The sequence below is a fragment of the Peribacillus sp. AS_2 genome, from assembly GCF_026891895.1.
Classification (GTDB): Bacteria; Bacillota; Bacilli; order Bacillales; family DSM-1321; genus Peribacillus; species Peribacillus frigoritolerans.
Genome location: NZ_JAPTGA010000004.1, coordinates 99,374 through 112,524 on the forward strand (window position 1 = coordinate 99,374; position 13,151 = coordinate 112,524).

Annotated in this window: 11 protein-coding genes; all 11 read right to left on the reverse strand. The window is 42.2% G+C overall.

What is annotated here, in order from left to right:
* Positions 1-7 precede the first annotated feature (7 nt).
* Positions 8-910, reverse strand: a complete 903-nt coding sequence (gene xerC / locus OTG27_RS08360; RefSeq protein WP_187050728.1) for a tyrosine recombinase XerC — start codon at positions 908-910, stop codon at positions 8-10.
* A gap of 59 nt (positions 911-969) precedes the next feature.
* Positions 970-2,277 (reverse strand): FADH(2)-oxidizing methylenetetrahydrofolate--tRNA-(uracil(54)-C(5))-methyltransferase TrmFO, encoded by a 1,308-nt coding sequence (trmFO, locus tag OTG27_RS08365; RefSeq protein WP_048684880.1) that lies wholly within the window; start codon positions 2,275-2,277, stop codon positions 970-972.
* A gap of 401 nt (positions 2,278-2,678) precedes the next feature.
* Positions 2,679-4,754 (reverse strand): type I DNA topoisomerase, encoded by a 2,076-nt coding sequence (gene topA / locus OTG27_RS08370; protein ID WP_057278410.1) that lies wholly within the window; start codon positions 4,752-4,754, stop codon positions 2,679-2,681.
* A 265-nt stretch (positions 4,755-5,019) separates the two neighbouring features.
* The gene (dprA, locus tag OTG27_RS08375; protein WP_053534373.1) at positions 5,020-5,886 is read right to left on the reverse strand and encodes a DNA-processing protein DprA; all 867 of its coding nucleotides are present in this window, start codon (positions 5,884-5,886) and stop codon (positions 5,020-5,022) included.
* 118 nt (positions 5,887-6,004) lie between these two features.
* Positions 6,005-6,907 (reverse strand): succinate--CoA ligase subunit alpha, encoded by a 903-nt coding sequence (sucD, locus tag OTG27_RS08380; protein WP_057278412.1) that lies wholly within the window; start codon positions 6,905-6,907, stop codon positions 6,005-6,007.
* An 18-nt stretch (positions 6,908-6,925) separates the two neighbouring features.
* Complete coding sequence (gene sucC / locus OTG27_RS08385; protein WP_106027313.1) at positions 6,926-8,086, reverse strand: ADP-forming succinate--CoA ligase subunit beta; 1,161 nt, start codon at positions 8,084-8,086, stop codon at positions 6,926-6,928.
* A 479-nt stretch (positions 8,087-8,565) separates the two neighbouring features.
* Positions 8,566-8,838, reverse strand: a complete 273-nt coding sequence (locus tag OTG27_RS08390; protein WP_268936702.1) for an EscU/YscU/HrcU family type III secretion system export apparatus switch protein — start codon at positions 8,836-8,838, stop codon at positions 8,566-8,568.
* Positions 8,839-8,962: 124 nt separating this feature from the next.
* Complete coding sequence (locus OTG27_RS08395; protein ID WP_268936703.1) at positions 8,963-10,738, reverse strand: hypothetical protein; 1,776 nt, start codon at positions 10,736-10,738, stop codon at positions 8,963-8,965.
* A 14-nt stretch (positions 10,739-10,752) separates the two neighbouring features.
* On the reverse strand, positions 10,753-11,535 hold the full coding sequence (locus OTG27_RS08400) for a ribonuclease HII (protein WP_268936823.1): 783 nt from the start codon (positions 11,533-11,535) through the stop codon (positions 10,753-10,755).
* Between the two features lie 155 nt (positions 11,536-11,690).
* Positions 11,691-12,563 carry a ribosome biogenesis GTPase YlqF gene (gene ylqF, locus OTG27_RS08405; protein WP_048684908.1) on the reverse strand — a complete coding sequence of 291 codons (873 nt, stop codon included), beginning with the start codon at positions 12,561-12,563 and terminating at the stop codon, positions 11,691-11,693.
* 17 nt (positions 12,564-12,580) lie between these two features.
* Complete coding sequence (gene lepB / locus OTG27_RS08410; protein WP_057278415.1) at positions 12,581-13,141, reverse strand: signal peptidase I; 561 nt, start codon at positions 13,139-13,141, stop codon at positions 12,581-12,583.
* Between the last annotated feature and the right edge of the window lie 10 nt (positions 13,142-13,151).

The window sequence follows — 13,151 nt, forward strand, 5'->3', positions numbered from 1 at the left end:
TCAACATTTAAGGCCGCGGATGTGATGCATTATAGACTTTTTTCAATTGGTCTTTTGTAACATGCGTATACACTTGCGTTGATGAAATTTTAGAATGACCAAGCAATTCCTGAACCGTGCGAATGTCCGCCCCATTATTCAATAGGTGTGTAGCAAACGAATGCCTTAGCATGTGGGGATGAAGACTTCCATCTGCGGCTGACTTTTTAATCAATTCATTCAATATATAGCGAACTCCCCTAGGTGTCAGAGGGTCTCCACGAAAATTAACAAATAAATAAACATGCGCCTTGGCGTCAGACGAAGTCAATTCCATCCTGGCTGTACGTATGTATAAATCTATCGCTTCCTGTGCATATCTACCAACCGGAACGTAGCGATCCTTTTTTCCTTTTCCATGGATCAGTACCGTCCCTAAGGAAAGATCGATATCCTGCAGTTTAATATCACAACATTCACTTACGCGAATGCCTGTAGCATACAATAATTCCAGTAAGGCATTGTTCCTTATTCCTATCGGTGAATCTTTCTTTAAAGAGGAAAACAACTGATCCATTTCCTTCTCATAAAGAAACCGTGGCAGTCTTTGATCCTTTTTAGGTAAAGAAGCGAGGGAAAAAGGGTTATCTTTCACATCACCTTCACGCAGTAAAAATTTATAAAGGCTCCGCAAGCAAGAAGTTTTTCTTGCAACAGTGCGCTTAGAAAGTTTTTTCTCATATAAATTCGTTAAATATAACCGGACATCAAGATATTCAACGGACGTGATGTCCTCAATCCCCTGTTCATTAAGGAACAGAAAAAATTCCTGAATATCACGTTTGTAATTTTCAATGGTGTAATGTGAACTGTTCTTTTCAATTTGTAAATATTCGATGAAGGATGATAATGCCTTTTTTTGATTAATCATGGAAACACCTCGCAAAGGCTAATAAATAGTATCATACTTTAAAACAGCAGGCAAATATTTTACAAATTTTTCACAAAGTTCTGAATTGTGTCCAAAGCGCGTTTAGCATGTGTTTCGTTCCGCTCTTTTTTGGATTTGATTCTCACTTCAAGGTCTGGAAGCAATCCAAAGTTGGCATTCATCGGCTGGAAGCTCTTACCATTAGTCGACGTTATGTACCTTGCCATGCTGCCCATCGTCGTCTCCGCAGGGAAAATGATAGGCTCCAAACCTTCGACGATCCTTGCAGCATTGATACCCGCTACAAGTCCCGACGCAGCCGATTCAACATACCCTTCAACTCCAGTCATCTGACCGGCAAAGAATAAATCATCGCGATTCTTGAATTGGTACGTTGGCTTCAAAACATTAGGTGAGTTTATGAAAGTGTTTCTATGCATGACCCCATAACGTACAATTTCCGCATTTTCCAATCCAGGTATGAGCTGCAATACTTCTTTTTGCGGCCCCCATTTCAAATGTGTCTGAAAACCAACAATATTGTAAAGTGTTCCTGCCGCATCATCCTGACGCAATTGAACTACAGCAAAAGGGCGTTTTCCCGTTTTTGGATCTTCTAGGCCAACAGGCTTCAATGGACCAAATAACATCGTTTTCTTCCCACGTGATGCCATCACTTCAATCGGCATGCAGCCTTCAAAAAAGATTTCTTTTTCGAATTCTTTAAGCGGGACTGTTTCAGCAGCAATCAATGCATCATAAAAGCGGTCAAACTCTTCTTCCGTCATCGGACAGTTCAAATAAGCCGCTTCCCCTTTATCATAACGGGATTTCAAATATACTTTATCCATATTGATGCTGTCTTTTTCAAGAATTGGTGCGGCAGCATCATAAAAGTACAAGTATTCTTCATCCATGATTTGCTTTAAGCTATCAGATAGTGACTGACTTGTAAGCGGACCGGTTGCAATGACGGTAGGACCTTCCGGAATTTCCGTCACTTCTTCATTAATGACCGTCACATTTGGATGATTTTTGACCCTTTCCGTAACAAGACCGGCAAATTCATGACGATCAACAGCTAATGCACCGCCAGCCGGTACAGCACAAGCATCCGCTGCGGACATGATGACCGAATCCAGTATACGCATTTCTTCTTTTAATACACCAACTGCATTTGTTAACGTATTTGCCCGAAGTGAATTGGAACAAACAAGTTCAGCGAATTTATCGGTATGATGGGCTGGCGTTTGTTTTACAGGGCGCATTTCGTATAGATCGACTTTAATTCCTCTTTTAGCTAACTGCCACGCCGCTTCACTTCCAGCAAGCCCAGCACCGATTACACTTACTTTTGTTTCTTTCATTTTTCGAACCTCCATGTATAGATATGATAAGACAGGATCATTTATCATTAAAACTGCTTTCCAGAAGTTTCATTTTTAACGATATCTATGTATTTATACCCGAAATACTCATTCCTGCTAACGATTATTTTAAAGATATGCCATCCTTATTCACTAAAAGGGTAACGGACGCAAATAGGAATTATATCTTTAAAAGAATGTACTTGTCCACTGAATTTTACATCACATGGCCTAAATAAAAAAGTTTCAAGTGTTATCCATTTTCTTCTTGAAAGTAAATCCACATATCACCATGATATCATACTTCCCTGAACATAAAGAAACCCGGCAAATGCCGAGTCCATTTATATTTAGGGTTTATCGATAGTTCACAAGGAAAGTAAACGATTTCACGGCCTTTTCTATGCTTGGGGCATTTCTTTAAAATCACAATCCATGCACTGGACCTGGACTCCTTTTTTGAGTTTTTTCTCAACAAGTGTACCTTCACATTTTGGACAACTCCGCGGCAGCGGTTTATCCCAAGATATGAAGTCACATCCAGGGTAGGTATCACACCCGTAAAATATGCGTCGTTTTTTACTCTTCCTTTCAATGATATTTCCTTCTTTACATTTTGGGCATTTGACCCCGATTTCCTTGACGATTGGTTTGGTGTTACGGCAATCCGGGAAATTACTGCATGCCATGAACTTTCCATAACGTCCCATCTTAAAGACCATCCCATGTCCGCACTCCACGCAATCTTCACCTGCAGGTTCATCTTTGATTTCAATTTTCTCCATCTCGACTTCGGCCTTGGCCAAATGAACGGCAAATTCTTTATAAAATTCATCGATGACCTTAATCCATTCAATATTGCCTTCCTCAACGCTGTCAAATTCCTGTTCCATCTTGGCAGTGAACTCTGCATCGAGAATATCCGGGAAGAATTCGCGTATCAATTCGAGAACGATCTCACCAAGCTCTGTCGGGATGAACCGTTTATTATCCAAGGTAACGTAGCCCCGTTTTTGGATCGTATCCAAGGTAGGCGCATATGTAGAAGGACGGCCTATTCCCAGTTCCTCTAGGGTCTTGACCAGACGGGCTTCAGTATATCGGGGCGGAGGCTGTGTAAAATGCTGCTTCGGCTCGATATCTTTTGAAAAGAATTGATCTCCTTTTTTCACATCCGGAAGTGCATTTTCCTTTTCTTCCACCGAGTCATCGGATCCTTCAACATATACCTTCATGAAACCCGGAAATTTAATTTTTGAACCATTTGCCCTGAAGATGACATCCCCGTTATGCAGGTCGATGCTCATCGTATCCATGACCGCCGAAGACATTTGACTGGAAACGAATCGTTCCCAAATCAATTTATAAAGACGGAATTGATCTCTGGATAAGAACTCCTTGACTACACCCGGTTCACGTAATGTGCTTGTTGGCCTGACCGCTTCATGCGCGTCCTGGGCATTAGTTTGTTTTTTCTCCTTGCGCTGCTCGACCTGAACATATTCTTTACCATAATTATTTTGAATGAACGTATGGACTTCCTCTTTGGCACTATCTGAAATACGGGTCGAATCGGTTCTCATATAAGTGATTAACCCGACTGTACCTTCCTTGCCAAGCTCGATTCCTTCATAAAGCTGCTGAGCAAGCATCATGGTTTTCTTCGCACGGAAATTCAATTTACGTGCCGCTTCCTGTTGCAGGGAAGAAGTTGTAAAAGGTGCTGCTGGATTGCGCCTTCTTTCCTTTTTAGCCACGGCTCCTATCGTAAATTCGCCGCCATTTAAAGAAGCGAGCACTTTTTTGACGTCCTCTTCGGTATTTAATTCCTTCTTCTCGCCGCCAAGGCTGAAGAAAGAACCTTCAAACTGTTCTTTCCCTTTTACAAAATCAGCCTTGATTGTCCAATACTCTTCCGGAATAAAATCTTTGATCTCCTTCTCCCGGTCAATGATCATCCGTACAGCAACCGATTGGACCCGTCCCGCGCTTAAGCCTTTTTTCACCTTTTTCCACAATAACGGGCTTATATTGTATCCGACCAAACGGTCCAAGACCCTTCTTGCCTGCTGAGCATCAACCAATTTCATATTTATTGGCCTAGGCGATTTAAATGATTCCTTGATAGCCTCTTTCGTGATCTCGTTGAATACCACGCGGCAATCCGAGTTAACGTCAACATCAAGACTGTGAGCCAAATGCCAGGCAATCGCTTCCCCTTCCCTGTCGGGGTCAGCCGCGAGATAGATTTTTTTCGCTTTTTTTGCAGCGGTTTTCAATTCTTTTAAAACCGGGCCTTTGCCGCGGATAGTTATATATTTAGGTTCATATTCATGTTCAACATCGACACCCATTTGACTTTTAGGCAAATCGCGTACATGCCCCATGGAAGCCTTTACTTTATATTTTTTTCCCAAGTAACGTTCTATTGTTTTCGCCTTTGCGGGCGATTCCACAATCACTAAGTATTCTGACATCCAATAAATCCTCCTCAAAGAGGTAATATAAATCTTCACTATTATTAATCATTCAAAAATCATTTGTCAACACCTCTTTATTTTTCAAAGCATGCTGATTCATTTATTTCTAGTTTTTTGACAAGAGGTGCCATTTGCAAAACTTATAACAGTTTTACAATATTTTCAACCTTTTTGTCTAATAATTCAACCCACCCTTCAAAAAAAGCACCTATTTTTTCAATTTTCCCGTTTGATTCTCCGTCTATCTTCTATATTATATTGTTCAAAACTCTTCCTCGATCTGCCTGGAGCTAAAAACAAGTTTGGCACCATCATAAATTAATTGATTGGTACCCAGTGATTCAGGGCTCGTAACATTACCAGGAAGCGCAAATACTTCCCTGCCGTGTTCCAAAGCTGCTTGTGCCGTAATAAGTGAACCGCTTCTTTCTTTTGCTTCCACCACGAATACGCCCTGTGATAATCCGCTGATGATTCGATTCCTAAGTGGAAACATCCATGGTTCCGCCTTCACTTCCGGCGGAGTCTCAGATATAAGCAGGCCTTTATTCATGATTTCTTCAGCAAGGGTAAAATTGGATTTCGGATATATTTGCTTAAGCCCTCCGCCTAAAACCCCGATCGTATCTCCGCCTTCCCTTAATGTGATCTTATGTGACTCTGCATCGATTCCAGCCGCCATTCCGCTTATGATCACGAACTTTTTCTTTACAAGCGGTAATAGAATCGTTTTTAAGGCCTCCAGCCCATACGAGGTTGGCTTGCGTGTTCCAACAACACCTAGGGTATTCTTCCTTGTTAAAAGCTTCTTATCACCTTTAAAATAAAGAACCCACGGAGGATCGAATATTTGCTTTAGCAAAAAAGGATATTCATCATCGAAGATCGTCAAACAATGGATTTGGCTATCTTCGTATTTTTTAAGTTTTTCGATGGAATGGAGTGAATGTAAATCTTTGAGAAAGAGGTTAAGCTTATTTGAAGGGATAGGGAGCATTTTTGCCCATTCAACGTAATTCGTCGTGAACAGGGAAGATAATGATGGGTCTTTGGACATGATTGCTTGGATTGTTTTCCATCCTGCTCCGCGGCAATGATGGAGATGGATTAACTTTTCTTTTTTATTCAATCGGAAACGCCCCTAATCGGATATTTTTAAAGGTAGGTTGATAGTGATGTACTTGGTCTCTCCCGAGGAAATTCGAGGAAATAAAGACCGACCCAAAAAAAGGTCGGCCCAGCTTAAATCAATGTGTTTTACAAGGTTCGTAAATATCTTTTTCTTTTAAAACGGAAATCAATGTTTCTCCCATTACGGATGGAGTTTCGGCAACTTTAATTCCACATTCGTTCATGACGCGGATTTTCTCGTCAGCCGTCCCTTTTCCTCCTGAGATAATGGCACCAGCATGTCCCATGCGTTTACCGGCAGGAGCCGTACGGCCACCAATGAAACCAACAACTGGCTTAGTCATATTTTCCTTCACCCAGATTGCCGCTTCTTCTTCTGCCGTTCCGCCGATTTCCCCGATCATGATCACCGCATGTGTTTCCGGATCTTCATTGAACGCTTTTAAAACATCAATGAAATCCGTTCCGTTAACGGGATCTCCACCGATACCGACAGCCGAAGATTGCCCGATGCCTGCTTGCGATAATTGGTGAACAGCTTCATATGTCAAAGTTCCAGAACGGGAAACTACGCCTACATGGCCTTTTTTGTGGATATACCCTGGCATGATACCAATCTTACACTCTTCAGGAGTAATGACACCCGGGCAGTTCGGTCCGATCAAGCGAGTTTTTTTGCCTTCCATGTAGCGCTTCACCTTGACCATATCCAGTACAGGAATATGTTCCGTGATACAAATGGCAAGATCAAGTTCCGCGTCTACGGCTTCAAGAATTGCATCGGCAGCAAATGGTGCCGGTACATAGATAACAGATGCACTCGCGCCGGTTTCAGTGACAGCTTCGGAAACTGTATTGTATACAGGTACCCCTTCCACTTCTGTTCCACCTTTACCCGGAGTGACTCCCCCTACGATTTTCGTGCCGTATTCCAACATTTGTTTTGTATGAAATAATGCTGTTGAACCAGTGATTCCCTGAACGATCACTTTCGTATCTTTATTAATATAAACGCTCATTATGTTCCCCCCTGCCTATTATCCTACAAGTGATACTATTTTTTGTGCTCCATCTGCCATTGATTCAGCAGCCGTAATATTTAAACCTGACTCTTTTAGAATCTTTTTGCCAAGGTCCACATTCGTTCCTTCAAGACGAACAACAAGAGGGACATCCAGTCCAAGCTCTTTGGCAGCAGCCACGACGCCTGTAGCGATGATGTCACATTTCATGATTCCTCCGAAGATATTAACGAAGATGCCTTTAACATTTTGATCGGAAAGGATGATTTTGAAAGCCTCTTTTACTTTTTCCTCAGTGGCGCCGCCACCAACATCAAGGAAGTTAGCCGGATCTCCCATATAATGTTTAATGATGTCCATCGTCGCCATAGCAAGCCCGGCACCATTAACCATGCATCCGATATTTCCGTCAAGCGATATGTAACTTAGGCCATGTTTTGATGCTTCAATTTCTTTCGCATCCTCTTCATCCAAATCACGGTACTCCGCGATGTCCTTATGGCGGTAAATTGCATTATCATCGAAATTCAATTTAGCATCAAGCGCCATTACATCGCCGTCGCCCGTTACCACTAATGGGTTGATTTCTGCGATTGAGCAATCCTTATCAACGAAAGCTGTATATAGGTTAATCATCAGTTTAGAAGCTTTATTTATAAGTGGAGCCGGAATATTGATATTGAATGCAATCCTCCGTGCTTGGAAACCAGTCAGGCCGACAACCGGATCGATTACTTCTTTGAATATTTTCTCTGGTGTCTTTTCGGCCACTTCCTCAATTTCTGTACCGCCTTCTTCAGAAGCCATCAATACGACACTGTCCGTAGCACGGTCAAGGACAAGCCCGATATAATACTCTTTAGTAATGTCGCAGCCTTCTTCAATAAGTAAACGCTTAACTTCCTTGCCTTCAGGTCCCGTTTGATGGGTCACCAATGTCTTGCCAAGAATCTCTTCTGCATATGTACGTGCTTCATCAAGATTCTTCGCTACCTTGACTCCGCCGGCTTTACCGCGGCCGCCCGCATGAATTTGAGCTTTGACGACAACAACTTCCGTACCTAACTCCTTCGCTGCTTCAACTGCTTCATCAACAGTAAAGGCAACCCGGCCATTTGGAACGGATACCCCGTATTGTCGCAATATCTCTTTCCCCTGATACTCATGGATATTCATTTCCCATCCTCCTTATCTACTAAAAAACAACTTTGAAATTTAATGCGTGTTTTCTCTATCATATTACAACAAAATTCTCCCTCGTGCATAATATTCTTTCACATAATTTTTGAAATATTATTATAATATACTTCCTTACCCTTTAATAAAATAGAAAAAACCTTCTGCGCCGTTGTGTTTTTTTCTTATTAATACCATTTATTCCGGATCTGCAATTCTAGTACAAATAGAGTCATATTTCTATCAAAAAACACTTCCATGAAAGCCTTTTCAATCTTTTGATCCAAAGATATCCTCATGAAAAACTACTGTTAAAACCTGGTCTTGATTCAAAGGAAAAGCAAAAGGACAAAGCCATGGCCTTGTCCTTTAACAAATAGTTTAGTATTTTTTTAATATAATGAAAAATCGTCAGTGATTTCCCTAATATTCTACATAAACCAACAGAAACCCATTGGTGAAACCAAATGGTTAGTCTCCTACCGATTCATGCCCTTGTCAACTTTATAAATGAATGCAAATACCTCTGCAACAGCTCCATACAATTCTTCCAGAATCGTTTGATTTATATCCAATTGACCTAAAAGTGCAGCAAGCGATTCGTCCCTTTGGACCGGTATATCGTGTTTCATGGCCTTTTCCATAATAGTTTCAGCCGTTTTCCCTTTCCCCTTGGCCAATATGACGGGCGCTTTGGATGTCTTTTGATCATACTTTAAAGCAATGGCTTCTTTTCGTTTATCTTTTATCATATTCGAATATCCACTCCACTATAAAAAGGAATCGCTTTCCCCCTAAGGTCCCGCTCTTTTTCATATACGGGATTTACAAACGAAACTCCTGATAATCTGTAACCCATTTTCCCAAGATTCTCTCTCAGGATGCCAAGATATTGACCGGCCGCCTCTTCAAGGGTGCACCATGTCCATTGATGACCGTCACCTTTATGATTCGGTTTTGAACCTGCATGTCGATGACCGTCTCTTCAAGGCGCCCCAATTCTAAATAAAATAGGACTCGGCAGTAATCCGGGTCTATTTTGCCTTCTTTTGTCTTCCTTCCGCTCCATTGTAACGTCAGATCTGTTTGAACAAACCCAAGATTGAGTGGAGGTGTAAGGAGTAAATTCTGAATCGGCCCGTTTTCCTGTGAAAGGATCTGTTGCGCTGTAATCCGATTCAGGATTTGTTCTGCCATCTCCTTGATAGCTGCCGAAATTTGCTCATTCAGCAATTTAAGCAGCAGCGGTTTAAGTGTCTCTAAATCATTGGGGTAATCCGCCCTATCATCTCCTGGAAGATTAATGAGTGCATGTTCCAGCTGGAGTCCAAGGATCTTGGTCATTTCTTTCAGTCGGTGTGCGACAGAAGGTCCATTGGTAAAATCGATTGATTGAAAATCAGCTGCCAATACATGTGAAAGGACCAACTTCTCATTAATCCTAGCATATTGGGCCTCAGGAGGCTCATTAAGCGACTTAAACAGTAACTCAGCCGCTTTACCCTTCGACTCAGCTACTTGCTCTGTGTCCATATTCAAGTAGCCTATAAGGTCATTCACTTCTATTTTTCCGCCTACCGCCTTTGTAGCTATCGCTTCGGCAAAAGCATTCTGGAGTAAATGAAAGGCAAGAGGGGTAAGTTTTTCTGCAGAAATGTTTTTTCTCTGCATCGAGTGGATATCAATCGGCAGTTTTGCCTTCTCGTGATCATGACTATTCAATATGCGGTTAATAGCCATTTCGATTTCTTCAACATGTGCAAATGCTCCGCCTTTAGCCTCGGAAAGCAGCTGCAATCCTTGGTGTAATTTATCAATCGCTGAATTTTTAGGAATACCGGACCTAACCTCAGCTCCATCCACTAAACTTTCCAGAAAGACGGATTCCGTCATTCCCTTTGGAACGAAACCCGTTTTTTGAAGCAGGGAAAATGCCCCGGATTTCATTTCTGGCGTTGAATCGGAATTCAGCCAAGTGGTCACAAGTTTTTGCAAGCCGATTTGTTGAAGCTGGTTCTGTTTGGCAACATGTAATGAGTCCAATACCTCCTTTAGTTTGGAGGCAGTCCCCGTTACTGCCCCACCATCCTGCAGCTGCTGCCTGAAGCCACTGAGGAGTTTGTGGAAAGGTTCACTTTTGGACTGCGTAAATAATGCATCAAATACACCTTTTACAAAAGGCAGTTGCTGAATGAACATTGTTTTTATTACAGGCAGACCAACTTCTGCAGCATCAGCAGCTTTTAACCATTGCAAAGCGGATCGAAAGGTCTCCTTGGTTATCGGAAGGCGGTTTGTCAGCAGGTATTCGGCAAGCTTGGTTGCGGACGGTTCAGGTTTTATGCCGAGGTGAGCGATCAATTGTGCAACTGTTCTCTTTAAGCCAGAAACGTTCAAATTGGGGGAATCTAAAGCTTTTAACACGACAGACCCCTCAATTGGTTGCTGCACTTGAATCCAATACTTCACTCCTGTACGAAGCGGGATATCAAGAGTGGCAACCATTTTTTGATGGCCAAACTGTACCTCGGCCGTTTGGTTAAGAAAAACCTTATTTACTTTCCCTAAAAGGATTTGCCCGTTTTTAAAACTCGCAGTTCCTTTTATTTCAAGGGGTGAAGCTACGGGTTGACTGCTTGCTATGGATTGCACCACTCATCCCCCCCTTATTCCTTCGTTCGTGCAGCGATTTCCTTAACTGGCGCAAAACTTCTTCTATGCCAAGGTGTAAGCCCGTGTATGTCGAGCGCTTCTAAATGTTGGCTTGTCCCGTAACCCATGTGCTTTTCAAAACCATATTCCGGATATTTTTCACCATATTCCTTCATCATCCTATCACGAGTCACCTTGGCTATTATGGATGCCGCAGAGATGCTAATGCTTCTTGCGTCACCCTTTATGAGCGAAAGCTGGGGAATCGGCACATCCAGTTCCATCGCATCGATCAACAAATGATCCGGAAGTTCTGACAGATCGTTCACTGCAGCCACCATTGCCTTTTTCGTAGCTTGATATATATTGATTTCATCAATTACTTCGCTATGTACAACACCTACACCTACGGATATCGCTTCCTTAAAAATCATCTCATAAAACTGTTCCCTTTTTGACTCCGGAATCTTTTTAGAATCATTAAGCCCTGGCAAATAAAAAGAATCAGGCAAGATGACTGCACTTGTCACAACCGGTCCTGCCAGAGGTCCCCTTCCCACTTCATCGATGCCAGCGAGAATGGAAAAACCCTGTTTCCTTAATTGCCTTTCAAACTTAGTCATTTCCGTGAAAGCATCCCTTACCTGTTGTTCTTTTTCATAAGTTCTTTGCCATTTGTTTACTAAGTCGGTTACTCCCTTCCGACCGTCCTCCCGGCATTTCTGTAAAAATAAATCTTCAGGCTCTCTTATCGTCTTTAACTTTATGGAGATTTCCTTTATGCTCATTGCAGTTATCATCTTTTATCACCCATCATTTTAATTATCGGCAGTCTTGCTTCCTTTCTACAGTTCAAACAAAAATACGGAGCGGAAAAGAGACATCAAAAAGAAAAAATCTTTTCGACATCCAACTCCAGCTCCGTATTACAACACTCAAGTCAATGTTAATCTTATTCGGGGATATCATCCTTTTCATAATCCGAAGGAACCTCGAACGTAAGCGGGCCCATCTTTTCTGAACGGATTTCACGTACGACCAACTCTGCGGTTTTGTCATAATCGATGAAGCCCCCAGATGCTAAACAGCCCCTGAACTTTCCGACAGCATCAAACAATTCGAGCGTTTCCTGTGGAATTACATCCAGGTTATAACGGGATTTCAGTCTTTCCGGGTATTCTTTTTCCAAAAAGCGAAGGCCGTATAATGAGACTTCGTGCAAGTTTAAAATCGTATCCTTGATCGCACCTGTCAACGCAAGCTTCAAACCTACTTCTTGATCCTCGAATTTCGGCCAGAGAATCCCCGGCGTGTCGAGCAATTCCAATTCCTTACCCACTTTTATCCATTGCTGCGCTTTAGTGACTCCAGGTGTATTTCCTGTTTTGGCAATGTTCTTTTTGGCAAGTCGATTGATTAAAGTCGATTTCCCCACGTTCGGAATGCCGACTATCATGGCACGGATCGCTCTCGGCTTTATTCCTCTTGATTCCATCCGCTCATACTTTTCTTTTAAAAGATTTTTGGATGCAGCTGTAATCTGGTTTAAACCGTTTCCTGCCTGTGAGTTAATGGCAATCGCCGTTTTCCCCTGCGATTTATAATGTTCCAGCCACATATTCGTTTTTGCCGGATCGGCCATATCAGCTTTATTCAAAAGGATGACCCTCGGTTTATGCTGAATGATTTCGTCGATCATCGGATTTCGTGAAGATGCCGGAATCCGGGCATCCACAAGTTCAAAGATAATGTCGATCAGTTTTAATTTCTCTGTTACTTCCCGTCTTGCTTTGGCCATATGGCCAGGGAACCACTGTATTGTCAATGGAATCCACCTTCCTACTATTCCGCCAATCGAAAGTCCTCGATCGGCCAATAAACTAATTTAGTTTTTCCTAACACTTTATCGTAAGGAACGACACCTACACCAATATGGCGGCTATCCTTGCTGAAACGGCGATTATCCCCCAGGACAAATAGGTGATCTTCAGGCACCTTTCCTTGTTCTATGACATCACTTAATGTAAAAGGTTCCGTCAAAGCCCCGCCATCAATCAATTGTTCTTTATATTCATCCAAGTATGGCTCATCATAAGCTTTTCCATTCACGTAAAGAGTATCATTTCTATATTCAACTTTTTCCCCTGGCAATCCGATGACCCGCTTTATGTAATCTTTGCCTTCTGGAGCTTCGAAAACGATAATGTCGAATCTTTTGGGTTCGCCAATCGAATAGGAGATTTTATTAACGATCATGCGGTCCGTATCCTTTAATGTCGGCATCATGGAATTGCCGTCCACAACAATAGGAGCCAGGAGGAAATAACGAATCAGCGTCGCCGCTATAACCGCGATTATGACCGCCTTTGTCCATTCCCACAATTCATTTTTCTTTTTCGCCATCCTTATCCAC